Genomic DNA, 26,072 nt, shown 5'->3' with positions numbered 1-26,072 from the left:
GAGCAATATATCTCAGTATTAGACAAAAAGCCAAATATGTGCTGGATGCTGATATTGCCAAATGCTTTGACCGTATAGACCATAGAGCGTTACTCTCAAAAATACACACATACCCCACTTTAAGTCGCCAATTAAAGACATGGCTCAAAGCAGGGTACTGTGTAGGACATGAATTATTCCCTACTAATGATGGTACTCCACAAGGCGGGGTAATATCTCCCTTACTTGCGAACATTGCCCTACATGGTATGGAAGAAAGAATAAAACAGTGCGCGGAAACACTAAAAGGATGCAAACGGGATAACCGTTATGCCCTTAGCCTAATCCGCTACGCTGATGACTTCGTAATAATCCATGAGGATTTAAGCGTGGTCAAGAAATGTCAGGAGATTATTGCAGATTGGTTAAGTGATATGGGATTGGAACTGAAACCAAGTAAAACAAAATTAACTCACACCCTTAATGAAATAGAAGGAAATGTTGGGTTTGAGTTTTTAGGATTCCATGTACAACAACACAAGGTAGGAAACTATAGCAATCCTAGATGATTTGTGAGAATTCACCCTAGCTGTGAAGCTTGGGGAAATCAAATATCTGATAATGAGTAACTAACTTAAATATATATTTGACGGCAGCAAAAGTCTTACACATATGATAGCATTTCCTAATCCATTGTTTAGCTTGTAACCAAATATCTTCAATTGGATTCTGAGTCGGAGCGTTGGGTGCAAATCTCAAACAAGTGATTTTCCAATCAGATTCTTCTAAACCATTATTCACCACTGATAAAAAGTCTTTAACCTCTGCTGAAGAATGATATTTAGCGCCATCCCAAATTAATGCTATCCGCTTGTCGTTATATTGGCTCATCAGATATTTTAAATATTCAATAGTATGTTCTCCATTTCCCTTTGGATCTGCCTGGATCAGACATTGACCAGTCGCAATATTTACGGAGCCCAAGTAAGTCTGTCGCTCTTTCTCATTCACAATTGGGACTTCCACTCTTTCATTCTTCTTGCCCCAAACATAGCCACAAATATCTCCCCAAAGAAGATGACATTCATCCTGAAACAAAACTACCAATTGACCTAATTCGATTTCATTACGATGAGCTTCTAGCCATTGGGTCAATTCTTTGGTTTTTTTTTTACCAGTTCAGGATCTGTTTTAGGATTACGTTTTTGAGATTTTTTCTTTTCTTGAGCCAGCAGCGTCAAAAATCTCATAGTAGCTCTGCTGAGAACTAAAAACTATCTCATACCGCTCCTCTATATAAGCTTTTAGTTCTCCTAAATTCCAATAATTCCTTTTTTGTAGCCAATCAATGATGGCACCCCGTTCCTCAGATTTTAAATATCCCACAGAACCCTTATAAGCCAGCTTGAGAGCAGATAGACCAAGCAAATGGTAAATATCTGAGTCCATTTACTAATAAAGCCAGAACTGACTGATAGACTTTCCTGAATCTCTCGTTGCTTATATCCTTTAAGCTTCATTTGGACGGTAATTGCTCGTTTCAACTCACGGGGATCGGGATTAGATTGGATAAATTCCGTTAACTCTTGTAACATAGAGAAATTATGTAGTGATTCTAGCTATTATCTCATAAATCATTTAGGATTGCTATATCGAAGTGCTAAAACATCAAAAGGAAAGCCGCTAGGTTTTACAACACTAATTACCCCCTCCAAAACCAAGGCTAAATTACATCTAGCAAAGATTGCCGAAGTAATAGACACCCATAAAACTGCCCCGCAAGCTGCTTTAATAAGCAAGCTGAATCCAATAATTAGGGGATGGTCAAACTATTACTCGACAGTTGTCAGCAAAAAAATATTTTCAAAGGTTGACCATCTCACCTGGGGAAAGATAATATCTTGGGCAAAAAGGAGGGGAAAAGGGAACATCAACAAGGATAAATACTGGAGAACAGTAGGCGACCGTAATTGGTGTTTCAGTACAGAGGACGGAGTGGAATTACTCACCCATGCAAGTACGCCAATCGTAAGGCATACAAAAGTCAAAGGTGTAGCCAGTCCGTTTGATGGTAACTGGATTTATTGGAGTAAACGAAGAGGTGAATACCCAGAAACCCCTACCCGGGTTGCATTCTTAATCAAGAAACAAAAGGGTATTTGCTCTCACTGTGATTTGTACTTTACCAGTACAGATATTGTAGAAGTTGACCATATTAAACCGACTTCGTTAGGTGGAAAAGACACCTATGACAACCTACAACTTCTGCATAAACACTGCCACGACACAAAGACAGCAACAGACAGGTCAATGCGCTCTAAAGGAAGTGTTAAAACCTGATAGTTGGTCTTGAGTCGTATCCATAACAAGGATGGAATTATCAAGGAGCCGTGTGAGGTGAAAGTCTCACGCACGGTTCTGAAGGAGAGGTAGGGGTGGCAACGCCCCTATCGACTCTAACTACCAAGTATCCGGGAGTGCGTCGTCGGGACGGAAGTTGTCTTGGCGATCGGCGCTTCCAATCCAAGAGCGGTTCAGTTGCCACGAAACCCAATTGGCGGTCTGAGTTTTGTTGTTGTAGGAGAACACGTACTGCAGCTTCACCATCAGGTAGTTGTCGGTGCTGGCAACACTGGGAGCTGCATTGCTGGGATTGCCCAGGAGCAAGTTGCGGTTGTTGGTGCCTGAGCTGATTGGTTCTCTGGTGCCTGGCTTGGGTTGCTGAGCCCTTGGTTTCTCGCGACCAATTTGAGGAAACCGAGACGGTGGCGATGGCTCAGCCAAGTTGCAGTCGCTAAGAATCCCTACCAAAATCAGAGCGATCGTCCCCTGCTGCCACAATTTCTCCACTATCTGCTGCCCCTATTCTCATCATCAATCCCAAGCTTATCAGCAGCCTGACACTTAACCGCAAGAATGCAGCCACAGCCAAACAACTTCGCAAATCTCTAGTACGTTTGCCCTTTCAAAGAAGTAGCGCGCTTGGAAGATTAACGGCAACTTTTAGAGCGCTTCAAATCTGTGCCATACCGCCATCGACAAACAGCTCGATGCCGTTGACAAAGCTGCTGTCGTCTGAAGCGAGAAAAACAACCGCCTTAGCAATCTCATCAGGTGTGCCGACTCGCCCTAATGGAATGTTGACGGCTTGGCTGTCCACGAATTCCTGCACTTGCTCGTCGCTCAGTCCCAGGAGATTGTAACCAGGAGTAGGAACTACGCCAGGACTAATGGCGTTAACTCGAACCTGGCGCTCTTTGAGGTCGAGCGTCCAATTGCGGGCAAACGATCGCACGGCGGCTTTGGTTGCGCTGTAAACACTGAAGGCTGGGGTACCTACGGTAGAAGCAGTCGAGGCGTTGAGGATGATAGAAGCGCCTTCGCGTAAGAGTGGCAGCGCCTTTTGCACGGTGAACAGCAGACCTTTAACGTTGGTGTTAAACGTTTTGTCAAAGTGTTCTTCGGTGATCGATCCGAGCGGGGCGATTTCTCCACCGCCAGCATTGGCGAAGATCACATCAAGATGTCCTTGCGCTTGCTTGATGGTGACGAACAAGCGATCGAGGTCTGCCAGATTAGAGACATCGCTCTGAACACCAGTGACTTTTTCACCAATCTCTTTCACGGCGGCATCTAATTCAGTTTGACGACGACCTGTGATAAAGACATACGCTCCTTCGGTGACAAAGCGCTTGGCAGTGGCAAGACCGATGCCGCTGGTGCCGCCGGTGACAAGAGCGACTTTTCCTTCTAGTTTTTTCATGATTATTAGTCCCGTGGTATTGTACTTGTGGCTTACAGTTTTGAAAACAGCATATTTAATCCTTCCGTCATCGTGGGATGAGCTAAAACTCCATCGCGCAGAACGGTGTAGGGCATCTGAGCCTGCATCACCATCTGCACCGTCGAAATCACTTCACCCGCTTCACGACACAAGAGTGAACAACCAAGAATCCGACTTGTCTGGGTATCGATAATTGCCTTCATCAGTCCATCGGTTTGACCCTCTGTTACGGCTCGCAGAATGGCTGAGGCATCCAGCTTAGCCACTCGGATGGCATACCCTTGTTGCTGTGCTTCGGTTTCGGTCAGACCCACATGAGCCAGTTCTGGATTGATGAACAGACAGGAAGGAACGAGACGATCGCGCGTGCTGCGGTTGCCCCCATCAATCAGATTCGCTTTCACAATGCGATAATCATCAAGCGCCACATGGGTATATTGTGGGCCCCCATTGATATCCCCTAACGCCCAAATCCTCGGTATGTTCGTTTCTAGGCGATCGTTGACTGGAATAAATCCGCGTGCATCGGTTTCTACACCAGCAGCAGCTAGATTTAAGCTGTCGGAGTTTGGTGTACGACTGACGGCAACGAGCAAATGCGAACCTTGAAGTTCCATTGGACGATCGGCGACTTGAATTTGAAGTTTAGTTGCATTGCCAGAGCACTCGACCCTTAACACCCTTGCCTTCAGCAAGAATTCAATGCCATCTCGTTCTAGTAGCGTTTGCACCGCGCTCGCAATATCTGGGTCTTGCTGGGACAGGATTTGCTCGCTCTGCCCAATTACAGTGACGCCAGAGCCAAAGCGCCGGAACATTTGGGCAAACTCCAACCCAATGTAGCCACTACCGAGAACGATCAGGTGTTTTGGCAACTGTTCCAATTCCATGATCGACTCACTCGTCAAAAACCCAGCTTCTTTGAGTCCCGGTACGGACGGAATCAACGGTCGCGTGCCTGTATTGATAAACAATCGTTCTGCTGTGAGTAACCGAGTAGTACCCTCATCTGTTGCAACTTCAATTGTTTTAGGTGCCACAAAGCGAGCGGTGCCAATGATCAGATCGTCCCCCAAAGCGGTGTGCAGGTTGTTAAGATTTATTGGTCGCAGGGACTGCACAACCGATCGTTTGCGCTGAATCACTGCCGACATATCAATTGTTGGCGGCGTCGTCTTGATGCCATAGGCTGCACTGTTTCGCACAGTATTTGCCACCTCTGCACTTGCGACCATCGTTTTACTGGGAATGCAGGCAATATTAGGGCACGAGCCACCAATCATGTTTAAGCTGCGTTCTACTAAAGCGGTTTTGCGTCCGCCCGCGACTAGGGCAGGCGCCAGTGTTTTACCCGCTTTACCGCCACCGATAATAATGTCGTCGTAGTATTGGGTATCCATTTCCATCTCCTTTGCGTTTAACAGGGGCAGGTGCGATGTCCTGTGGCTGTCCGATGCGCTCCAGTGGAGTTTGCGCTTCAATCTGTTTTTGGTAATCGCTCCCAATAACTCCCGCTGCCTGTATACCCTTCGTTTCCACCATCCCAAGATTGATAGATAGAGTTGACACGGATCTTGCGTGAACCCAGCTCTTTAGCTAGCGACTTGGTTACGGCACCAACAGCGGCTTTGGGGGCGCTATAGACCGAGGCGGTCGCGGGCTTAGTGGTACTGGCGATCAAACTAATGTTGATAATGCTGCCGCCTGCCGAGCCAAAGTACTTTGCTGCTTGTTGCGAGGTGAAAGAGTCGGTCGAAACCGGTTGCGGCAGCAACACGAGAACATACCCCCTCGGATCTTCGACATTAAGTACTGCACGCTCAATCGAAAGAGGGGAATGTGGTAATTCTCATGAACCCCTTTCCTTGTCAGTATTTGCAAGTTTTGTTCTGTACTCAGCCTTTGCCCGTGTCTTTGCTTCCCCCTGCCACCAGCAGAGCACAGCGATTCCGATGTATCCGCGATGCGTGCACACTTCTCTATTGCGCGGTTGCAGCGTGTTCGACGATCTCGGCAACGGCGTCTGGATGGGAAACCATTACTACATGTGAAGCGCCATTTACTACGATCGTCTTCTTGGAGCTGGCGCGGTTCGCCATGAAAGACTGCACCGCGGCCGGAATGTTCAAGTCGCGATCGCCATAAATGAACCAGGACGGGATAGATTTCCATGCAGGCACACCGGAGGCTTCATTTAACGCGGCTTCCATAATCGGACGCTGGGTACTAGCCATCAGTTGCGCGTCGTTAGCGGGCACATCTGCAGCAAATTGGGCGTGGAACTTGCTCTGCTGAATATACAGGTCTTTGCCACCATCGGGCAGGACAACCGGTGGCGCGAGGGTCGGCGTGAGCGTGCTGCCCGGATAACGTCCTGAGAGTTCGGCGGCAGTCTCGCCTTCATCAGGAGCAAAGCCAGCAACGTAGACCAGTGCTTTCACATTCTTGTTCCCATTGACGGCATTGGTAGTTACCGAACCTCCGTAGGAATGCCCAACCAGCACGATAGGACCGTTAATGTCTTTAAGGACGCTAGCAACATAGTCTGCATCGCTCTTAACGCCACGTAGGGGATTAGCCACAGCAACCGTTGGGTAACCTTTTGCGATCAGTTTGGTCAATACCCCATTCCAACTGGAAGACTCGGCGAACGCGCCGTGGACAAGGACGATCGTAGGCTTATTGGCTTGTGCACTGGCACTATTCATGATGGCTCCGAGAGAAGTGATTGTAATGGTTCCTAAAAAGAGAATGACAATTAGAAGCAGGCGAATGCCATTCCTGAAGGCGAGCATATTCATGTTGTGATTTCCTTTGAATTTATTTCGTTGGATAGGCTGCAACCGTGATGTGAGAAATTGACGGATGTGGGTTGCGATAACGAAGCGCTGCGAAGTGTCGATCGCATCATTTCACAGACCTGACTCATTGCTTAAGATCGGGCATTGTGAACGTCACTGTTTCGCTGGTGATTACTTTGTGTGTAGGGTCGGCTAGTTCGATCGGCATCTTGTGTGGACCAGATTCCAGTCCGACTAGGATCAACGTTTCGCCGCTGGTGTCAACAAAGTGCCACGGTGCGTCGTCAACATTAATGTGGATATGTCCTATACGAGGCGATATATCTAGGGCATCTTTACCGAACACTGGCAACACGCGCAGGTTCTCCGTCCGATACTGGATGAAGACACGTCCCAGGAACAGCGGCTCGGAAAGCGGTGGATCGACAATCAGCTTGGGTGGTGCTTCATTTTTGATCGCGATCAGCGGAGATGAGCCGATGATGTCCTTGGCGCTTGGGGTATAACTGTCGATTGTAGATGGGTGTTTAAGTATGATTTGCATACTAGTTCCTTGGAGAAAGAGGAAAATTGCAAGATTGTCGCTTCGGAAAAGGCGTTAACGTTTTTTCGATTGCGATTTTTTATTCGCACAAATCAGGCAAAGATGAATTACAGTCGTGATGGGAAAGATTGACTGTCTCTGACTTATCCAAGGAAGATTGGATTAGTCAGAGCAGTCTCACGCCTATGATGACCAAAACCTAATAAGAACGAGAATTACTGATAAATAGCAGTCAAAGAAACGATTGCTCTCTATTGCAAATGTTTCTTCAGTTCAGCAGCAGCCTGGACAAACAGAGAACGAACTGCCGGAACCTCGGCTAAACCATTGAGCAATCCGAAGTCATGAATCATGCCGTGGTACTGCACGAGCGTCACGTCTACTCCAGCTTCATCAAGCTTGCGTCCATAGGCTGTACCCTCGTCATGCAAAATATCACTCTCTGCCACCTGAATTAATGCTGGAGGTAAGCCTTTCAGTTGCTCAACCGTTGCCTGTAGGGGAGAGGCATATATATCTTTGCGCTTTTCTGGGTCAGGGATGTACATGTCATACATCCACTTCATCGTTGGTGTAGTCAAGAAACGTTTGTCGCCAAATTGGTGATAAGAATTCGTTTCAAAATCAGCATCGACAATCGGCCACATCATGATTTGTAGCTTGATGTGCGGTCCTCCTTTCTCCTTTGCCTTCAATGTGGTGACAGCCGTCATGTTGCCACCGACACTGTTTCCGACAACTGCCAGGTTTTTGCCATCAACGCCAATCTCTTCACCGTGTTCGGAAACCCATTTTGTCGCGGCATAGATCTCATTAATTGCTTGTGGATACTGAGCATCTGGTGTGCGCGTGTAGTTGACAAAGACGCCCACAAACCCGGAAAGCACAACGAGATCCCGAACCATGCGTTTGTGGGTTGGATAATCACCCAAGACCCATCCACCACCGTGAATAAAAATGAAAACAGGCAATGTGCCTTTGACCCCTTCAGGTCGCACGATATTGAGCGTAATCGTGTAACCATCAGCAGTAATCGTTTTCTCAGACTCTTCAATGCCTGAAAGATCGACTGGAACGGAAGCCTGAGCATCCACGAGTACTTGACGCGCTTCGAGCGGAGTCAATGTCTCTAACCCTACACCACCAGAATTCAGCTCTTTCAAAAATGCCTTCACTTCTCTGGAAAGGCGCGGATCATCTGCAACTTCCAAAATTTTTGCTGCTTGTGAATTTACTTGAGCAACCATGACATTCTCCTTTGATAAGTAGTAAACAATTTGTTGAAATGACAGTGCTAAGTGAATTGATTTAACAGTGATACTTGAAGAGCCGTGATTGTGGAATGGCAATCACTTTCTACCGACATCGTTTCTCAGTCAGAACTATTTGTTACTGATGAAAAGGTTGCCGACCTAGCGGGTCGCTGCCTTGATCGGTTGTTTCCACACCGCCGCAGCATAGAGCGAGTTCTCAAAATCGGAAGTGATATCGCCTGTGATACGTGCCTCATGATGCGCCCAGTCCTTAAAGAACAAGTCGTGACTGATGCGCGATAATACTATTGCAGGTACGTCGCGGCGGATGCTATGGATGTCAGCAACTGGCAAGCCGAAGCTGACCAAACCAGCAGGATTAAATACGTGAATGTCTTTCAGATAAGGGGCAGTGCCAGGTACTTTTTCTTGGTATTCGTGGGCGCTACCGAGGTAAGGGTGCATCCCCAAATTGTCGTCGCGCAGGTCTTCTGGTGGCTCGTAGCGATTGCGCCAGAGGGCAATAGGCTCTTGCAAGTCGGCTAGTTCGGGACGCTAACGTGGGTGGTCAGAAAGCAGCGAATATGATCTGCGATCGCATTTCCGTCCTCTTCTAGGGCAAAGTGTCCAGTATCCAGCAAATGAAACTCAAGGTTCTGCAAGTCACGTTTGTAGGCATAGGCTCCCTCTACTAAAAAGCCCCGGTCATTTTTGCCCCACACCACCAACGTCGGTGGTTGATACTCACGAAAGTAGGCTTGCCATTGCGGATACAGCAACACATTGGATTGGTAGCTATATTTCAATGCCAGTTGAATAGCTAGGTTGCCAGGGCGATCGAGGAAATGTTGATCCAGAGTCCAAGTATCGGGACTGAGGTTTTCTAGATTCTTGACTCCGGTGGTGTAATACCGTTTCGTACCCTCCGGTGTCATAGTCTGGCGCACTTGCTCGGCATTTTCAGGTGTCTTACTCTGCCAATAGGCTCTCATTGGCTTCCAGAAATCACCTAACCCCTCCTCGTAAGCATTGCCATTTTGCACAATCAGCGTCTCTACCCGCTCTGGATTCTGCGTTGCAAGGCGATAGCCAATAGGAGCGCCATAGTCCATCAAGTAAAGACTGTAGCGTTTCAAGCCGATCGCATCGATAAAACCTGCTATTACTTCGGTGAGATGATCGAAGGTATAATCAAATTCATCTACCGCAGGCATTGAACTATACCCAAAACCAGGATAGTCAGGTGCAACCAAATGAAATTGATCGGCAAGCGCAGGAATTAAATTGCGGAACATATGAGATGACGTTGGGTAGCCGTGCAGCAGTAAAATTGTTGGATTATCACGGGAACCCGCTTCACGATAGAAAATATCTAAACTATCAATCGAGACTGTTCGGTATCTGGTCATGCGGTTGCTCCTTGTATGACACCACTGCCTAAATGTTGTTTCAAAAATGCCAACGTGCGATCGCCTGCTAATTCTGCGGCTTCTTGGCGATAAGCGGAACTACCCACGCGACTAAACCCGTGACTTACTCCTTCGTAGCGATAGATTGTTACCAGGGGGTTGTCTTCCAGTCCTTGCTGAATGGTCGCTTGAGCGCTGGGTGACACATACTCGTCATTTCCACTCATATGCAATATCAGCGGTTTCTGAATCTTTGTCGCCTCCGCTAAATTCTTGTCAATCTCAACACCGTAGTAACTGACGTTGGCATCCGCATCGGTACGTGTTGCCATCAAATATGCCAGTTTGCCACCCAAACAAAAGCCCACACTGCCGACCTTGCCTGTGCTGCTTGGATACTGCCGCAGAAAAGACAGAGTTGCCTTCAGGTCTTCTACGCCGCTATCCACATCAAACGCTCCGATTAGCTCAAAAGCTCTAGCCCACTGCTTCTCATCCTCAGGATCAAGTTGCACATCGGGTTCTAGTCGCCAATATAAATCTGGCACGATCACCGAATAGCCTGCCTTAGCATAATCATCGGCAGTCTGTCGCATATTCTTATTGACCCCAAGAACTTCTTGAATCAGCACAATTCCTGCACGAGGCTGAGTACTGGGTGCTGCTAGATAGGCGCTAAAACTGCCCCCTAACAAAGCTGGAATGGTTACATTTTGAGTTGTCATGGTGTCCTTCCTTTTAAACCAGTTAATGGAAACCGGAAATCAAAATTTGATTAAGCAGGGACGGGTTGCAGCCGTGACGTGAGAAATTGACGGATGTGGTTTGCGATCTCCTCTCCATCTTCTTCCAGCGCAAAGTGCCCAGTATCGAGTAAATGGAACTCAACGTCCTTCAGGTCGCGCTGGTAGGGATAAGCACCTTCGGCTGGGAAGATGTAGTCGTTCTTACCCCAAACAATCAGGGTGGGGGGTTGATATTTGCGGAAATACTCCTGCCATTGCGGATATAACGGTGGATTGGTGCCATAGCTATAAAACAGCGTCAATTGAATCTCAACATTTCCTGGGCGATCGAGGAAGAGTTGATCCATGTTCCAAGTGTCAGGGCTAATCGCTTCAGGATTGCGGACGCCGTTGGTGTACTGCCATTTTGTTGTTTCCAGTGTGAAAAAGGGTCTGAGCTTGTCAGCATTCTCAGGAGAACGATCTTGCCAATATGCCTTGATTGGGTTCCAAAATTCGCGCAGACCTTCCTCGTAGGCATTCCCGTTTTGTACAATCAGCGCTTCCACTCGCTCTGGATTTTTAGCTGCAATGCGATAGCCAACGGGAGCACCATAATCCATCACGTAGAGGCTGTACTTCTTGAGGTCGATCGCGGTAATGAATTTCTCCACGATCTCTGCCAGGCGATCGAAAGTGTAGTCAAACTCATCCACCGCGGGCATCGAACTGTTGCCGTAGCCAGGATAATCGGGGGCAACCAAATGGAAGCGATCGGCAAGCGCACTCATGAGATTGCGGAACATATGAGATGAGGTCGGAAAGCCGTGCAACAGTAGAATTGTTGGGTTATCACGAGAGCCAGCTTCTCGATAAAAGATATCTAAACCATCGATGGAAACCGTGCGAAATGTGGTCATGACTTTACTCCTTGTGAGTTTATTGGTAGAAGTGAAATTGTGGTCTGATGCTTGTCAGTGATGATGTATTGTTCTGTTGCAATCTTGAGCGCGCGATTGATTGAGATGAAAAACGCTATCGCTGGGAATAGTCGCGCCAACTTTTGGGTAGGGCTTCAAGTTGAGCAGCGCGGTGAAGTAACTCTAGATTGTCCTCTTTGCCAACATAAAGTTGAGTGATATCGGCAACAGTGATATTGTTGTCATCCCGGCTCACCAACTCTAATGTGTCTCCAGATCCGACTTCGCCCTCTTGCAAAACACGGAAGTAAAATCCGGTTCGACGACTCGCGAGAAATCGTTTCACCATATCAGGTCGTCCAAACCGAATTCCAAGTTTGTAGCAAGGTAGGCGAGGTTGTGTCACCATCAGTTTTACAGTGCCGATCGCAAAGCGATCGCTAATGTTCACTTCCTCTTCTCTCAGCCCAGCGATCGTGAAATTTTCGCCAAAGATACCTAGTGGGAACTCTGTGTCAGGCAATTCACCTCGCCAGTAATCGTAATGCTCCAACGGATAGACATAGATGGCTTTGTCTAATCCTCCATGAACGGTGAGATCAGCCTGTCCATCACCGTCTAAATTGAGCGATCGTACCATCACCCGTTTGCTGACTGGCTCTTTGAAAATTCCAGTGCTAACGGTTTTCCCTTTCCAGGTCACTTCACGCGGAAGTCCGACGTTGACAGAGATGAGTTTCATCGTTAACTCCAAAGTTTTAGACTTCAAATCTGTGCCATACCGCCATCGACAAACATCTCGATGCCGTTTACAAAGTTGCTGTTGTCTGAAGCCAGAAAAACAACAGCTTTGGTAATCTCATCGGGTGTACCGACTCTTCCCAAAGGGATCGTGTTAGCTTGGTTGGTCACAAATTCCTGTAACTGCTTGTCATTCAGTCCCGATCGGCTTGATGACGCTGCTTGAGACCTGAAACGAGGTCGGTCACTTGACGTTGAGCCTCTGCGCTCAGTGAGTCAAAGTCGTCTAAAAAGAATTGACGTTCTAGCGTTAACTTCCGGGTATTGAGCAACCCTTCGATCTGCCAACCTTCGTCGCCTTTCGTTACGACGTATAGCGGCAGCGAATCTCGTGACGGTGAAGTTTCGGTTTGTCCGGGCAGTATTACCCTGATAACTACGAGCATGAGCGCGAGTTGTGAGTTCACGAAGCGGACAAAATCCACCTCACCCTCCAGGCGTGTTCCTTTGACAACCGTGTCGAACGCTTGCTGATGAAATGCAGCGATTTCTTTTCGACCCTTGAGATGCGTGCCCTCGAACGTGATGAAATCGGCAGTTTCGCTGAACGGGGCAGCGAAGCCTTCGCCGCTACCTCGATTCCAAGCATCAATCATCTGGCGATGGAAAGCACGGATTACCGACTCGTCAGCATTAGTGGTGGTTCGATCTGCTAGTGAATTCATAGTTTTGAGTTTTCCTTTTAAGTGATAGACCAGTTTTCAAGCGGCATAGAGGGTGTTATCGAAAAAATGGGTCTAAAACCCCGTGCTTCTAGCACGGCTTTGGATTAAAATAGAGATGGTTGAAATCCCCAAGGTGGGCGGTTGTGAAGCGGCTTTTAGTCGGCACCCTCGAACCTGAAAGCTCTTTAAAAGCACAAAGAAGGGTAGCGAAAACCTTGTAAAACACAGCTAGAGAGTCAACGCATTCTCAATACCAGAAAATCCCTAATTCGGTTCAATCAACCCAGTAGGGCGGGGCACGCCCGAACTCTAGGTCGTATCCTAGTACGCTTTTGGAGATAGACCCTCTGGGGTTGCTGTAAGTCAGACTCGTCAATTGGTGTTTTTTCACGGTTGAAAGGTTTGAAAATTGCCTGCAAGGGATATGGTGCCTAAAGGTCAGTCGCTGAATTAAGAATCTCCGGACTTGAGGACGGAGAGTGTCAAGAACTCTTGTTCAAAAACATCGGTCAGGCGAACAGGCGCAACGATTCCTCCCAGAGGCGATCTGCGTTGTTCGGGTCGAGGGCATAGGGGGCAACGCCACTTATATAGCCGTTGCCGTTTGCGACGATGGTGGCTTCGTTGCAGTCCTCGAAGTAGCGCCCGCCGATGCCTTCCAGCAGCACAGAGGTCGCCAGCAGAACAGAGGTGGCTGCGCCCTGCTCCGGTGTTTTCTGCCGCTCAGGTGGAGTTTTAAGACCGCCAGTGTAGCGCTGGAGGTTGGTGCCGATCGCTCCGGGCATTAGAGCGTTGGCGGTGATGCCATCCGTAAACCAGCGTTTGGTGGCACCAACGGCGAAGAGGATGTTTGCAGTCTTGGACTGCCCATATGCCAGCCACGGATCGTAAGGACGGAATGCGAAGTGGATATCATCGAATACAATCGGCGACATCAGGTGTGCACTGGAACTGACAGATACAATACGTGCAGCACCATCCGCAGCCAGTGCATTGTGGAGTCCGAGTGCCAGGGCAAAGTGTCCGAGATAGTTGGTGGCAAACTGCATCTCCCAGTCTTCGGGCGTGTGCTGTTCGGGCAATGCCATCACACCCGCGTTGTTGACGAGTATGTGCAGTGGACCGTCCCACGCAGCGACGAACGAGGCGATCGAGGCTCGGTTAGCCAGGTCAAGCTGGGCAACGTGAATGTTCTGGTTCCCTGTGGTAGCGGTAATGTCAGCCGCCGTCTGCGCTCCAGCGTCGGTATTACGCACAGCCAGCGTCACCTCAGCCCCAGTGTGAGCCAGCGCCCGCGCCGTCTCTACGCCAATGCCCGATGCGGCTCCGGTGACGATCGCCCGCTTGCCAGAGAGAGCGATTCCCTCTGCTACCTCAGCAGCGGTGGAATGGCGTCCGAATGGTGTCGTAATCTGTGCCATTGTATGCTCCTTTAGAGATGTCGAGTGTTTTATTTGCGCTCTTTAATATCGGCAGATAAACTCCAGAGCAGGCGTGATGACCTGTGATCGGTCAGAGACCATCGCTGATTCCTAGACAGACGAAGGAGCTGGCTTTTGTACGTTGTACTTGGCGAGAAGAGTTTGTCGAGTGGAACTTGCTTTAATTAAATCGGCTGCTTTTTCACCAATCATGATGGTCGGTGCGTTCGTATTGCCTGTGGTAATCCTTGGCATGATCGAGGCATCCGCGACACGCAACCCCTCAATTCCATGTACTCGTAGTTCAGGATCTACCACCGCCATTGGGTCAGTGCCCATTTTGCAAGTGCCCACCGGATGCCACACTGTACTGCAAGTTTCCCGGACGTAAGCAACGAGTGCTGCATCACTCTGCTTATCAGCACCCGGAGCGATTTCCTTACCGCGAAACTCATCCAAAGCACTTGCACCGAACAAGTTACGGAGTAATTTAATCCCGACAACGAGCTTTTGCACATCAGCTTCACTTTGGAGAAAGTTCATTTGAATCATCGGTGCCTCTTTGGGGTCGGGGGAACGCAAACTGACACTGCCAAGGTTTTGGGGATGAGTCAAACAAACGAAACTTGTGAATCCTAAACCCGAGTGGGCATAACCAGGCGGTACCAACACAGTGGGACCGAAAAGAAACTGTAAATCTGGCGCAGCATCCAGATTCCCCTCGGTATGCAAAAACAGGCCAGCTTCACCGATACTACTGGTGCTTGCCGTGTGTAAATCCTGAGTTGCCTCGTGTGTCACAGACACGACAGGGTGGTCTTGGAGGTTTTGACCGACTCCAGGCAAATCAGCCACTACCGGAATTCCCAAGGCTTTCAGGTGTTTTGCATCCCCAATGCCGGAAAGCAGCAGCAGCTTAGGCGAATCGAACGCGCCAGCACTTAAAATCACTTCCCGATCGACCCAAACCTGGTGCAGCGTACCCTCATGCAGGTATTCCACCCCAACGGTGCGGGTACCCTCAAACAACAAGCGAGTCACCAACGCTCCTGTCGTTACAGTTAAATTGGGACGCTGGAGAATGGGCACAAGGAAGGCAGCAGCGGTACTATGCCGCTTACCATCCTTGATCGTCAACTGATAGAGTCCTGCTCCTTCCTGCTGCATTCCATTCGGATCGGGATTGTGGTCATATCCTAGTGCCACTGCTGCCTCTACAAAACGTTGGGATACCACAGCAGGCGCAATAAGATCGGTGACACTCAACTCTCCATCGACCCCGTGAAATTCGGATGCGCCTCGTGAGGAGTGTTCCGATTTCTTGAAGTAGGGCAAAACATCTTGGTAACTCCAACCGGGATTCCCCAATGACTGCCAGTGGTCATAATCGTGAGGATTGCCCCGCAGATAAATCATGATATTAATCGAACTGCTGCCCCCTAAGACTTTGCCACGGGGACAAAAGATTTTGCGGTTATTCAGGTAGGGTTCGGGTTCAGAGAAATAGCTCCAGTCCACAGAGGAGCCTTGTAGACTGAGGCATTGGGCCGGGATGTGAATCTCTGGTTTCGTATCTGGGTTACCCGCTTCCAGCAGTAACACGGTTGTGTCACTGTCTTGTGTCAGACGGTTAGCGACCACGCAGCCTGCCGAACCGGCACCAATCACAATATAGTCATAGTGAGTCATGAAAATCCTCCTTTTTTGTTGTCTGTATTAGCTTTAATTTTGTTATTGCGCGCTATATCTACCATCACGATGATTTGCCGACGACTTGCAATAACGATTGCTCCAGCTTGAGCTAATGCGTAGAGGCGAAGCGGCTGTCGGAGGCATCACACTGGCTTTACCAATCTCCGATGTTTCACCTGTAACGAGTGCGACTTTTCCAGATAACGCGATCATTGTTAATTTTTTTCTTTACTAAAGTGAAATAACTAATGCAGCATGGCAGAAATAACCTACTCTTTGAAAGACCTAAAAATCTGAATTTAAAAACTTTTTTTCTTCTGCTCCCTGCCTTTTATATTCTGCTTTTTTGCACTAGATTGTTCCTATTAATTAATAACTTGTGTAATCGGCAGGAGTTGAAGAAGTGTGATGTACTAAGGGTTAAGGGTACGTCCTACCGATCGCTCAACTGCTGTTCTAATTCAGCAATCCGAGCTTGCAGAGGAGCCATCATCACTTCAACTTCTGTTTCTGAATAGCGGATGGGAATATGCTGAGGACAATTCTCGCTGGTGGCTTCTACGTGAAAGAGGATAGCGCGTTCAATTTCGGCAGGATAATTTGGAATTTTTAGTCGTTCAATTAATGCGGAATCCCCTTCAACATATTCGGCTCTTCCCCAAATCTTGATGCGTCTGCGATGCCGATAATCCATCAGGAACAAAAACGCTTTGTCATTGCCAGATAGATTGCCCACCGAGATGTACTGCACATTCCCAGAAAAGTCTGCAAAGCCGAGGGTTTTCTCATCGAGTACCTTCAGGAAACCAGAAGGACCGCCCCGAAACTGGATATAGGGATAGCCATTAGAACTGACAGTTCCCAAGTAAAACCCATCGAGTTGCGCGATGAATTCCTCAAGTTTGGGAGTAATCGAATCATTGGCAGGACCCTTTGCAATGTAGCGTTCATAGCTCTGCCGCGAACCCCGCTGTTCTTGTGCGGCTTGCACTTCAGGTGTAAAAGCAATTTCTCCAAATTTACGTGGCATAATACCCTCTTAAGCTACAACAGGCTCTGCAATGCCAATCATGCCGACAAAACCAGGAAGATGTTTGACGCGATCGATCCAGGCAAGCACATTTGGGTAATTGTCTAGGGAAATTTTGCCATCGGGGGTGAGAGCAACATAAGGGAAGACTGCCACATCGGCGATCGTCGGACGTTCTAACTCCAGCCATTGGCGATCGGCTAAACGATTGTTCAGTTGAGTCAAGATGAACGCTGCTTTCTGATTTGCCTGTTCTAGGTTGATGCTGGTCGCTTTGAACAGGTAGTACAAACGCGCTGCTTCTGGACCTTGCCGAATTTCTCCTGCTGCAGTCGATAGCCATCGAATCACGTAACTCATGGGTTCTGCCTCTGAGGGCAACCAAGATTCACCATCATATTGCCGAGCCAGGTAAACAAGAATCGCTTGAGCATCCGGTACAACAGTATTTCCATCGACTAATACTGGAACCTGGCCAAAGGGATTTAGAGCTAGAAATTCTGGCTGTTTGTGCGCCCCTGCTGACAAATCGACTTTAATCCATTCGTAGTTTAAGCCCAGCAATGAGAGCATTAATTTTGCTTTGTAGCTGTTGCCAGACAGTTCGTGACCGTAGAGCTTAATCATGGATTAGTCCTCCAAATTAAATAAGGTTAAAGAAGGACAATCAGCGGGAAGCGATTCCCTCTCTAGTGGGAACACAGAGGCGAATGCCGAAGGCGCACTCAGAGCAATCGCACAGAGGACATCCCAAATAGTAGAAATTTTCTTTGCACAAGGCTCAGTATCACTAGATTGAAGGCGATTCATAAATACTAGACCTCTTGTAAATCTTTGGTTCTATTACCTTTTTTTCCTGTTAAGAGTTCCCGAATAAGAGCAAAAAGTCTATTAATTAGGCTATTGGTCTAAATTGGAACATCCAAGTGAGGGAAGGGAACAGGGAACAAATATTTCTGTTAATTTGTCCTGACGAATGGTTGGTAGCTATTAACTACTTACAGTGACAATGGCTGCCATCAATTGCTCAATATTCCAGAGGCTGGTATATCGAATTCCATTAATAAAGAGTGCTGGGGCAACCTTTACTCCACTGTGCAATCCACTTTCGATATCTTGATTGATGCGATCGATATGCACTTGGCTGGATATATCTTGCAGAAATTGGGGAATATCGAGTCTTAAATTATTGGCATACTCCACAAGACGATCGTTTCCTAACTCTTGTTGATGGATGAACAAAATGTCGTGCATCTGCCAAAACTGACCTTGGGTGGCGGCCGATGCCGCCGCTTCGGCTGCGCGTTGGGCATAAGGATGTATTTGCGGCTGTGGAAAGTGGCGAAATACAAAGCACAAGTCGTTAACCTGTTGCTGGAGCGCCTTGATTAATTGGTGAGCTTCGCCACAAATGGGACATTGATAGTCACCATACTCAACGAGTGCCACTGAAGCGCTCACCAATCCCTGAATATGATCTTGTTCAGAAATTGGCACAAGCAACCGATTATAATCACCGAGACTCATTGGCACCTCTTAGAAAAAAAGTGCAGCAGGTAGAGATAGATGATTGCTATAAAACATCTTTCAAAATTCGGTAAATCAATACCTCTGTGTTATCTGTTGCATACTCTCAATTTAGAGAGTTAAGTCGATTTTGTCGCTGAGAAAAACCTCAGAAGATAAGCTGACAAATTATGCAGATGATAACCTGACAAATTTGACAGGTATGACGCTATAAGCTAACAATGCCCCGCCTTAATGCAACGATCACGGCTTGAGTGCGATCCTCCACGCCCAGCTTACTTAAAATATGATTGATATGAAAGCTGACAGTCCGTTCAGTAATATGTAGAGTCTTACTAATCACTAGGGTACTCTTGCCCGTTGTAATTAGTTGAAGTACCTCTAATTCGCGATCGCTCAATTCTGGACTCGTCATGCGCTCCAAGAGTTTGGCACCGACGCGGGGTGGAATGTGCTTCTGTCCTTTCTGAACTGCACGAATCGCAGACAGCAATTCTTCTGGCTCAGCATCTTTGAGTAAATATCCTTTGGCTCCTGCTCGTAATCCCTGATAAATGTCTTCATCGCCCTCGTAAGTCGTCAATACGATAATCCGAGCAGCAGGAAACTCGGTGCAGATGGCAGTAATCGCAGCGACTCCATCCATCTGGGGCATTCGCAAGTCCATCAAAGTTGCATCTGGCTGCTCTTGACGAAAGACAACGAGTGCCTCCTGACCATTTCCAGCTTGTCCAACAACAAGGATATCTGGTGCTTCTTCCAGCATCGCGACCAAGCCCTGACGCACAACCGGGTGATCGTCTACAACCAGAACACGAATGGCATTAAATTGACTCATGATGGTTTTTCCTGCTGATTTACGGACACCGCGATTTCTGTTCCTTGTCCAGGGGTACTCTGGATCTGGAGTTGTGCTCCAATGCGATCGGCCCGTTCTGACATCCCCAATAAACCAAACCCATTGTCACTAGAAGAACGATCGATTGTAAATCCCTGCCCATCGTCCTCGATCCGTAATATGCACTGGGTAGGCTGATAGGTTAGTTCAACACGAATTTCAGTCGCCTGTGCATACTTTAGTGCATTAGTCAATGCTTCCTGTCCAATCCTGAGCAGATTATTCTCAACCTCAGAGGGTAGCGGATAGGGAATACCGATGGCTTCACACATAATTGTCGTACCAGAGGATGATTCTAACTGGGTTGCCAGTTGCTTGAAAGCGCTTAACAGATCGTTATTTTCTAATAAGTATGGACGGCGTAGCGCCTCTACAGAGCGGCGTGCCTCTGCGAGTCCAGTTCGGGCTAAGTTTTGTACTTGAGCCAGATAAGCCTGAGCTTTTTCTGCGTCTACCGTTATCTTGCTAGCAGCAGATCTCGCGTGAATGATAATGCCCGTGAATGACTGCGCCAGCGTATCGTGAATTTCTCGCGCCATGCGGTTGCGTTCTTCTAGGATAGAGGCTTCTTCGGCGCGTTTGCGATCGCTAATATCAAGAATCACACCCAACATTCGCACAGGCTGTCCGGCTGCGTTATAAATGCCTCGACCTCTGCCAACCAACCAGTGAATACTACCATTTGGGTAGATCACTTGATATTCAGCTTCAAAATCGGTATGAGTTGCTAGAGCTGCTGTAACAGCTTGCTCAATCCGATGAATATCTTCTGGATGAACGCGATCGCGCCATGCCTGATAGCTACTCTCAACTTCACCGGGGACCAACCCCAGCAATCGAGCGTGGTTATCGTTCCAGTTCGTTGTATTCTCCACGATATTCCAGTTCCAACTGCCGATGTGGGTGAAATCCATTGTCAGCCTGCGTTGCTCTTCACTCTGGCGCAGGGCGTTTTCAATTCGTTGGCGCTCTTCAATCTCCTGCGAAAGCAGCAAAGTCCGCTCAATTACTCGTTGTTCCAATGTTCGGTTATAGTCGGCTAGCAGTTTCTCTGCTTGTTTGCGCTCTGTGATGTCTTGAAAGGCTGCGATCGCATAAACTACATTGCCCTGTTCGTCAAAGACGGGAGTGCCCCACACCTCAACAGGGATCGTTTGGTTATTTTGGCGAATTTCTACGTCATCAATCGTAGTGCGTTCGCCGTTCAACGCCCGGATGAGTGGCATTTTTTCAGTAGGGTAGAGTTGATTCGTTCCCGTCACATAAAGTTGATAAGCCTCTGCGATTTGATCCGGCGGTACGGCAGGATCAATCCTTCTGCCCATGAGATGAATGCCCCATTGATTGGCATAGTAAAGGCGACCCGTCGCATCAATGGCGGCAATTCCTACGGGAACCGCTTCTAAAAACTGAGCCATCTGACTTTCGCTCGCGCGGAGCTTTGAGTAGAGTTTGGCGTTTTCGATCGCGATCGCTGCCTGAGTGGATAGTAAATTCAGAACTTGTGATCGATCGGGTGTAAAGGCTCCAGCAGCTAATTGATTTTCTAGATACAACACGCCAACGAGCTTGCTTTGATTCAGCAGTGGCCAACAGAGCAGTGACTGAGTTTGGTTGCGTTGAATGTATGGATCGTTGGTAAAATTTCCTTCACGAGTTGCATCATTAAAGATGACAGCTTCATGAGTCCGTATCACATACTGAAGGATTGATTCGGGTAGACGATTTGCAATTGGAACTGATTGTAGCACTCGTGTCGCCCAAACCTGTTCACCATCATTAAATTCACAAGTAGCTTCGATCGTCCATTCTCCTGAGTTATCCAAAAGCAGGCATCCAGTTTGTGCCCCAGCATTTTCAATTAAAATTTGCATTAGAGAACTGAGCAACTGTTCCAGTTCAATTTCACTTGAAATTGCTTGTGATGCCTTCATAACCGTCGCTAAATCGAAAGCGATATTTGGGGTATTCGAGGTAGTTCCAGTAGTAGTGCGGATTGGCGTGGAAGTCACACTGGACGACTGAGGGAAAAACTGTGGATAGCGAGTTTCTAAATCTTTGACCTTTGCTGTTGCACCCCATCGCTCATAGCAGTAATGGGCTTCCTTCATGTAGAGTTGGGCAAACTTTTCTCTACCGCGAGATAAGTAATGTTTGGCGGCTAATTCATAAGCTAACGCTTCTTCCTGGATATATTCATTTTCCCTGGCTCCTTGAATTGCTTGTTCATAGAATTCCTCTGCTTCAAACCACTGACTTAGAACTCGTGCAATCTCTGCTTGCACCAGATAATATTTATGCAAACAATTCATTGGCGCATACTGTGCCCATTGCTTCATTTTCTCCTGACTAACCGTAACTTTTTTAAGGAGTTTCTGCTGCACTTTAGTACCGCTTTCAGAGTATATGGCGAGTCTTGCCAGTGCATCATATAAATAGTAAAAAGGGCCAAGAGGTGTGCCTGTTATTCGGATTAAATAACGTTCTGCTATGATTGAGTTTTTAACTGCCTGAGCATACTCGGAAAATAGGTAGCACAGGAAAAGTTTATGAAAATAGACATCAAAGATTGCCGTTCCATCATTTGTTACTTCATGTTGTGGTAATCCCTTTTCTTCATTGTAGAATTCGCCAACTAGGTGAGTTGGGCTGACCGAAAAGCCCATCAAATTTGCGATCGCCTGCTGATATATTTGGTTCCAGGTTAGCGCCGTTTTCTGTTTGATTTGACGAATTGCTTCACTGTATTTCGTCATCTCGCGCTCAACTTCTACCAGTTCCTTTCCAACTGCGTAGAATTGGAAGCAATAACAATGAGCACAATAAGCAGCAAACTCTAAATCTCCAACTTCTAAACCTCTTTGGTAGGCTTCTAGCAAGGGCTGTATTGTGTTTCTAATATGCTCTTTCCAATGAATAATAAAGTTATTCACAATGACTAATGTTCTAGCTCTGAGAGAATGAACATTAAGGTGTGACAATAGATTTAGCGCAAGTTGTCCAAATTTGTACCCAATCTCAATGTTCCTACTCGTTCCACAAAGAATTAATCCATAAAAAGCATAGGCAAAGGGAGATACAACAGCATTACCAGCTTGAATTGATAAGTTTACTTGTTTAGACACAAGCAGAGGCATCAAATCAGGAGCCGCAACATAGGCAGCGATCGTGATGCTTGATAAGATTCGCATCGCCGCCAACTTTTCGGGTTCGGTCATTTCCGGCAAATGGAGCAAGCCCTCGATTGGCTTTTCGCCAATGAGTGATGTGATTATGTCTAGCTGAAGCTGAATGTCTGACTGAGTTGGCGTTTCAGGAAAACTGATTCCCAGTTGCTGCAAAACTTGCAATCCAGTGTTGATTGCTTCTAATAGCTGGTTCTGCGCGATGTCAGTTTGAATTTTGACTTCGTAAACTTTCACGATGTCGAGAACCGTTTTGGCTGCTTGCAGAACAACCACTGCCCAAGATTCTACCTGCTCAAACTCGCCACACAAATACGCGACTTCTGTTGTTTCTGTATATAACTCTAAGGTCAGCTTATAGTTAGTTTGCCAACTGGAGTTTGCCAGCCATGCTCTACCTCTGGCTAAATAGTTTTGAGCCACACTATAGGCGATCGCAGCTTTTGCTTTCTGTCCTGTGATTAAATTTAATCTAGCAATTTCATTGCGTTTTAGTTGATCTGTGACAAGCTCAATTCCATGATTAAGATGATCGACAATTTCAAACAGTCGGTCTGATAGTCTCTCTGACAAAGTTTTTCCGAGGAGATTACGGCCAATTTGTAAATGAACAATTTTTTTTTGCGACTCATCGATTAATGTGTATGCTGCTTGCTGGACACGATCGTGCAAGAACTTATACTCTTGAATTAATAAATTTTCATCTAATTCAGATAGTGGTTGAATTAATCCAACTTGTATGGCTGCTAGTAAATCTTGAAAAACAGTTTCAGGTGGTTGATCACAAACAATCGATAGAGTATCTAAATTAAACTCAGCACCGACGCAAGCAGCTAATCGGAGAATTTGCTGTGTATTCTCTGGCAGTTTCTTCAACTTGTGAAGCATCAACTCCACAACATTATCAGTGATATCTTGGGCTTGGATCTGAGCAATGTTCCACTCCCAGCTTAAGTATTGTGCATCAAAGCTCAATAAATTTTCGCTATACAGCATTCTCAAAAATTCATTGACAAAAAAAGGATTTCCCTCAGTTTTACGCAACACCAACTCAGCTAATGAACGAACGGTGTCTGCATTCCGATGTAGCGTCTCGGCAATTAACTGACTCAACGGTTCAAGCGTTAATGGTGTTAGAATAATTTCCTGAAGCACTGCCCCTTGTTTTCGCAGTCTCTCTAGCATTAATGCTAATGGATGCGTTGGCTTCACTTCATTATCTCGATAAGCTCCAATCAAAAATAGTGATTGGGCTTGCTCATCCAGCAGCATCAACTCGATTAAATTCAGGGTTGCTGAGTCTATCCATTGCAAATCATCTAAAAATATCACCAGGGGATGTGATTCTGAACAAAACACCCGCACAAATTGCCCAAAAATCCGATGAAAGCGATTTTGAGCTTCAGTTGCTCCAACTTCTGGTACAGGCGACTGCTTACCGATAATTAATTCAACTTCCGGGATCACATCAATGATGATTTGTCCATTGTTTCCTAAAGCTGTAAGTAAGAGCGATCGCCACTGTTGCAGATGCTCATCTGGCTCACTGAGCAATTGCTGTACCAATTTTTGCAGAGCATCTGCGATCGCACTGTAGGGAATATTGCGCTGAAATTGATCAAATTTACCAGAGATAAAATAACCACGCTTTTGGGTAATTGGTTTATAGATTTCCTGCACTAACGCAGATTTTCCAATACCAGCATAGCCAGATACCAACATCATTTCGACTTGTAATTTTGGATTGCCTGCTTGTTCTATTTGTGAAGTCGTTTCTGAATTGTTTGGTAAAGCCGCGACCCAATTTGATTCTGGACACGCTACGCGATCGAACGCCGCCAGTAACATTGCAACTTCATTGTCCCGTCCATACAGTTTTTGGGGAATTTGAAACTGACCCGAAACGTCTTGAAGCGCCAGTTGAATGCTGCTAGAGATTTGACCGATTTCTGCTAATTGATTAGCACAGATTTCCAAATCCGCTTTGATTCCCCAGGCACTCTGATAGCGCTCCTCCGCATTTTTTGCCATCAATTTCAAAATGATATCTGAAACTGGTTTTGGAATCGCCGCATTAAACTTATGAGGCAGAGGTGGCTGTTTGGCAATATGACAATGGACTAGCTCAAAGATGTCCGTTGTGGGAAACGGCAGATGTCCGGTTAGCAGTTCGTAGAACGTTACACCGAGCGAGTAAAAATCGGTGCGATAATCAAGCAGACGATTCATGCGTCCTGTTTGTTCTGGAGATAGGTAAGCAAGTGTTCCTTCTAACCCATAGTGGCTCTTGAAAGTCGGGTTCGTGTGGTTAAATTGGGTAGCAATTCCGAAGTCAATAATTTTAACAACGCCAGTATCTGGATTGAAAACAATGTTTCCTGGATTAATATCTTTATGAATGACATTGGCTGCATGGATTTTGCCCAGAATATCTGTGAGGTCGATCGCCAGCTCCAGAAACGTGGATAAGGGCATTGGGCAGAAGTTCTGTGGACGCTTGTGCTTCCATTGCTCTAGGGACTCTCCGCCAAAGTCTTCTAAGAAAATAATGAGTGTGCGTTGATAGTCCTGCTGACTGTATGCCTTGACCACTCCTTGCAGGTTGAGGGAGCGGGTAATTTTATATTCCTGTTTGTAGCGGATTAATTCTTGAGGAGATGGATAATCTTGTTTGAGCATTTTTATGACGATCGCTCGATCATCAGGGACGCGGATGCCTCGATACACCAGAGAATTAGAACTTTCGTAAATTTTGCTGAGAATAGCAATACCCGGTAGAGCAACCATAGAGCTTCTCTGAATGAGTACGATGGGAGATACCTCAAACTATAGAACCCATTGAAGATTTTTAGCGAGATCGGTAGAGCAGCCGATCGCCCCGCCAAAGCTCTTTTTAGCCGTGATGCCGATGCAACCGAGCGGTATCGACGTACAGTCGGCAGCCAATGCGGTGCGACTCATCAAACAAGCTCAATCAGAACGTTGTCGAGCCTTACGTCATGGCGATACCCGGTTCTTGTCCAAATTTCAAAACCTGCATGAACTTGGGTTATGCAGCAATCAAACAGAAAAACTACCAAACCGCGTTAGTCAATTTCAAGCGAGCCTTAGCGTTTAATTTGGGAAACAAGTACGCCGTTGAAGCGATCGGTAATGTTTCTCGCTATATCCAAGAATCACGCTAGCGATCGAATTAACACGGCCGCGATCGCCAAAAACTCAAGTCCATACTTTTACTGTAAAGACAAATTCCCAATCTCCATCTAATGTAGATATATCAGGTTTCAAAGCGAACATTTCAAAGGATAGTCAAACCTATTTCATCTTGTTTAAGTTCGCCTTGTACTGCTACTAACGATTGATCGCGTACCGAGCAAAAAATTTCAAGCTAGGGCGATCGACTTGAGAACAATTGCATTGAACCAATTTTTAATCATA

General features: G+C 46.8%; 23 protein-coding genes and 2 pseudogenes. 3 read left to right on the top strand and 22 right to left on the bottom strand.

The features are described from left to right. Positions 1-539, top strand: a pseudogene (locus QUB30_RS29860) (reverse transcriptase/maturase family protein); the annotation flags it as partial. Between the two features lie 25 nt (positions 540-564). Here the strand turns inward: QUB30_RS29860 and QUB30_RS29855 are convergent. Beyond that, positions 565-1,574, bottom strand: a pseudogene (locus QUB30_RS29855) (IS630 family transposase). Between the two features lie 49 nt (positions 1,575-1,623). Here QUB30_RS29855 and QUB30_RS29850 point away from each other — a divergent pair. After that, the gene (locus QUB30_RS29850; protein WP_333341402.1) at positions 1,624-2,319 is read left to right on the top strand and encodes a group II intron maturase-specific domain-containing protein; all 696 of its coding nucleotides are present in this window, start codon (positions 1,624-1,626) and stop codon (positions 2,317-2,319) included. A 120-nt stretch (positions 2,320-2,439) separates the two neighbouring features. Here QUB30_RS29850 and QUB30_RS29845 read toward each other — a convergent pair whose 3' ends face one another. From QUB30_RS29845 to QUB30_RS29745, 21 genes are all read right to left on the bottom strand, one after another. Next, positions 2,440-2,829: a DNA/RNA non-specific endonuclease gene (locus tag QUB30_RS29845; RefSeq protein WP_333341400.1), complete on the bottom strand. Its 390-nt coding sequence runs from the start codon at positions 2,827-2,829 to the stop codon at positions 2,440-2,442. Positions 2,830-2,992: 163 nt separating this feature from the next. Further along, on the bottom strand, positions 2,993-3,742 hold the full coding sequence (locus tag QUB30_RS29840; RefSeq protein ID WP_333341398.1) for an SDR family oxidoreductase: 750 nt from the start codon (positions 3,740-3,742) through the stop codon (positions 2,993-2,995). A 32-nt stretch (positions 3,743-3,774) separates the two neighbouring features. Continuing rightward, positions 3,775-5,163, bottom strand: coding sequence for a mercuric reductase (locus tag QUB30_RS29835; protein WP_333341396.1), 1,389 nt, complete (start codon positions 5,161-5,163; stop codon positions 3,775-3,777). A gap of 77 nt (positions 5,164-5,240) precedes the next feature. Further along, the gene (locus QUB30_RS29830; protein WP_333341395.1) at positions 5,241-5,540 is read right to left on the bottom strand and encodes an SDR family oxidoreductase; all 300 of its coding nucleotides are present in this window, start codon (positions 5,538-5,540) and stop codon (positions 5,241-5,243) included. Between the two features lie 202 nt (positions 5,541-5,742). Continuing rightward, positions 5,743-6,564: an alpha/beta hydrolase gene (locus tag QUB30_RS29825; RefSeq protein ID WP_333341392.1), complete on the bottom strand. Its 822-nt coding sequence runs from the start codon at positions 6,562-6,564 to the stop codon at positions 5,743-5,745. 124 nt (positions 6,565-6,688) lie between these two features. After that, positions 6,689-7,108, bottom strand: a complete 420-nt coding sequence (locus QUB30_RS29820) for a DUF6130 family protein (protein WP_333341390.1) — start codon at positions 7,106-7,108, stop codon at positions 6,689-6,691. Positions 7,109-7,359: 251 nt separating this feature from the next. Beyond that, a complete protein-coding gene (locus tag QUB30_RS29815; RefSeq protein ID WP_333341388.1) occupies positions 7,360-8,355 on the bottom strand; it encodes an alpha/beta hydrolase in 996 nt (331 codons plus the stop codon). 165 nt (positions 8,356-8,520) lie between these two features. After that, a complete protein-coding gene (locus QUB30_RS29810; RefSeq protein WP_333341386.1) occupies positions 8,521-8,898 on the bottom strand; it encodes a hypothetical protein in 378 nt (125 codons plus the stop codon). Between the two features lie 5 nt (positions 8,899-8,903). Beyond that, the gene (locus tag QUB30_RS29805; protein ID WP_333341384.1) at positions 8,904-9,770 is read right to left on the bottom strand and encodes an alpha/beta hydrolase; all 867 of its coding nucleotides are present in this window, start codon (positions 9,768-9,770) and stop codon (positions 8,904-8,906) included. After that, positions 9,767-10,495: a dienelactone hydrolase family protein gene (locus QUB30_RS29800; protein ID WP_333341383.1), complete on the bottom strand. Its 729-nt coding sequence runs from the start codon at positions 10,493-10,495 to the stop codon at positions 9,767-9,769. The genes QUB30_RS29805 and QUB30_RS29800 overlap by 4 nt, the downstream gene beginning before the upstream one ends. 50 nt (positions 10,496-10,545) lie before the next feature. Then, complete coding sequence (locus tag QUB30_RS29795) at positions 10,546-11,415, bottom strand: alpha/beta hydrolase (RefSeq protein WP_333341381.1); 870 nt, start codon at positions 11,413-11,415, stop codon at positions 10,546-10,548. Between the two features lie 115 nt (positions 11,416-11,530). Beyond that, the gene (locus tag QUB30_RS29790; protein WP_333341379.1) at positions 11,531-12,157 is read right to left on the bottom strand and encodes an MOSC domain-containing protein; all 627 of its coding nucleotides are present in this window, start codon (positions 12,155-12,157) and stop codon (positions 11,531-11,533) included. A gap of 23 nt (positions 12,158-12,180) precedes the next feature. Next, entirely contained in the window at positions 12,181-12,354 is a 174-nt protein-coding gene (locus QUB30_RS29785; protein ID WP_445300564.1) for an SDR family oxidoreductase, read from the bottom strand. After that, entirely contained in the window at positions 12,351-12,881 is a 531-nt protein-coding gene (locus QUB30_RS29780) for an SgcJ/EcaC family oxidoreductase (RefSeq protein ID WP_333341377.1), read from the bottom strand. The genes QUB30_RS29785 and QUB30_RS29780 overlap by 4 nt, the downstream gene beginning before the upstream one ends. A 509-nt stretch (positions 12,882-13,390) precedes the next feature. Then, positions 13,391-14,302 (bottom strand): SDR family NAD(P)-dependent oxidoreductase, encoded by a 912-nt coding sequence (locus tag QUB30_RS29775; RefSeq protein ID WP_333341375.1) that lies wholly within the window; start codon positions 14,300-14,302, stop codon positions 13,391-13,393. 111 nt (positions 14,303-14,413) lie between these two features. Beyond that, positions 14,414-15,991, bottom strand: coding sequence for a GMC family oxidoreductase N-terminal domain-containing protein (locus QUB30_RS29770; RefSeq protein WP_333341373.1), 1,578 nt, complete (start codon positions 15,989-15,991; stop codon positions 14,414-14,416). A 436-nt stretch (positions 15,992-16,427) separates the two neighbouring features. Further along, positions 16,428-17,024 carry a pyridoxamine 5'-phosphate oxidase family protein gene (locus tag QUB30_RS29765; RefSeq protein ID WP_333341371.1) on the bottom strand — a complete coding sequence of 199 codons (597 nt, stop codon included), beginning with the start codon at positions 17,022-17,024 and terminating at the stop codon, positions 16,428-16,430. Positions 17,025-17,033: 9 nt separating this feature from the next. Next, entirely contained in the window at positions 17,034-17,651 is a 618-nt protein-coding gene (locus QUB30_RS29760) for a glutathione S-transferase (RefSeq protein WP_333341370.1), read from the bottom strand. A 363-nt stretch (positions 17,652-18,014) separates the two neighbouring features. Then, positions 18,015-18,521 carry a DsbA family protein gene (locus tag QUB30_RS29755; RefSeq protein ID WP_333341368.1) on the bottom strand — a complete coding sequence of 169 codons (507 nt, stop codon included), beginning with the start codon at positions 18,519-18,521 and terminating at the stop codon, positions 18,015-18,017. Between the two features lie 238 nt (positions 18,522-18,759). Then, positions 18,760-19,389: a response regulator transcription factor gene (locus QUB30_RS29750; RefSeq protein WP_333341367.1), complete on the bottom strand. Its 630-nt coding sequence runs from the start codon at positions 19,387-19,389 to the stop codon at positions 18,760-18,762. Then, the gene (locus tag QUB30_RS29745) at positions 19,386-25,421 is read right to left on the bottom strand and encodes an AAA family ATPase (RefSeq protein ID WP_333341365.1); all 6,036 of its coding nucleotides are present in this window, start codon (positions 25,419-25,421) and stop codon (positions 19,386-19,388) included. Before QUB30_RS29745 ends, QUB30_RS29750 begins: the two co-directional genes overlap by 4 nt. 158 nt (positions 25,422-25,579) lie before the next feature. Here QUB30_RS29745 and QUB30_RS29740 point away from each other — a divergent pair, with 158 nt between their 5' ends. Next, the gene (locus QUB30_RS29740) at positions 25,580-25,819 is read left to right on the top strand and encodes a tetratricopeptide repeat protein (RefSeq protein WP_333341363.1); all 240 of its coding nucleotides are present in this window, start codon (positions 25,580-25,582) and stop codon (positions 25,817-25,819) included. Positions 25,820-26,072: the final 253 nt, after the last annotated feature.

Origin of the sequence: Microcoleus sp. BROC3 (assembly GCF_036702515.1) — a bacterium.
Classification (GTDB): Bacteria; Cyanobacteriota; Cyanobacteriia; order Cyanobacteriales; family Microcoleaceae; genus Microcoleus.
The sequence above is the reverse complement of the archived record's forward strand: the minus strand, read 5'-3'. Positions and strand labels throughout refer to the sequence as shown.

Coding starts and splice junctions, on each gene's coding strand:
- QUB30_RS29840 (WP_333341398.1), bottom strand. CDS start 3,742: ATGAAAAAACTAGAAGGAAAAGTCGCTCTTGTCACCGGCGGCACCAGC.
- QUB30_RS29835 (WP_333341396.1), bottom strand. CDS start 5,163: ATGGATACCCAATACTACGACGACATTATTATCGGTGGCGGTAAAGCG.
- QUB30_RS29825 (WP_333341392.1), bottom strand. CDS start 6,564: ATGAATATGCTCGCCTTCAGGAATGGCATTCGCCTGCTTCTAATTGTC.
- QUB30_RS29820 (WP_333341390.1), bottom strand. CDS start 7,108: ATGCAAATCATACTTAAACACCCATCTACAATCGACAGTTATACCCCA.
- QUB30_RS29815 (WP_333341388.1), bottom strand. CDS start 8,355: ATGGTTGCTCAAGTAAATTCACAAGCAGCAAAAATTTTGGAAGTTGCA.
- QUB30_RS29805 (WP_333341384.1), bottom strand. CDS start 9,770: ATGACCAGATACCGAACAGTCTCGATTGATAGTTTAGATATTTTCTAT.
- QUB30_RS29800 (WP_333341383.1), bottom strand. CDS start 10,495: ATGACAACTCAAAATGTAACCATTCCAGCTTTGTTAGGGGGCAGTTTT.
- QUB30_RS29795 (WP_333341381.1), bottom strand. CDS start 11,415: ATGACCACATTTCGCACGGTTTCCATCGATGGTTTAGATATCTTTTAT.
- QUB30_RS29790 (WP_333341379.1), bottom strand. CDS start 12,157: ATGAAACTCATCTCTGTCAACGTCGGACTTCCGCGTGAAGTGACCTGG.
- QUB30_RS29780 (WP_333341377.1), bottom strand. CDS start 12,881: ATGAATTCACTAGCAGATCGAACCACCACTAATGCTGACGAGTCGGTA.
- QUB30_RS29775 (WP_333341375.1), bottom strand. CDS start 14,302: ATGGCACAGATTACGACACCATTCGGACGCCATTCCACCGCTGCTGAG.
- QUB30_RS29770 (WP_333341373.1), bottom strand. CDS start 15,991: ATGACTCACTATGACTATATTGTGATTGGTGCCGGTTCGGCAGGCTGC.
- QUB30_RS29765 (WP_333341371.1), bottom strand. CDS start 17,024: ATGCCACGTAAATTTGGAGAAATTGCTTTTACACCTGAAGTGCAAGCC.
- QUB30_RS29760 (WP_333341370.1), bottom strand. CDS start 17,651: ATGATTAAGCTCTACGGTCACGAACTGTCTGGCAACAGCTACAAAGCA.
- QUB30_RS29750 (WP_333341367.1), bottom strand. CDS start 19,389: ATGAGTCAATTTAATGCCATTCGTGTTCTGGTTGTAGACGATCACCCG.
- QUB30_RS29745 (WP_333341365.1), bottom strand. CDS start 25,421: ATGGTTGCTCTACCGGGTATTGCTATTCTCAGCAAAATTTACGAAAGT.
- QUB30_RS29740 (WP_333341363.1), top strand. CDS start 25,580: ATGCGGTGCGACTCATCAAACAAGCTCAATCAGAACGTTGTCGAGCCT.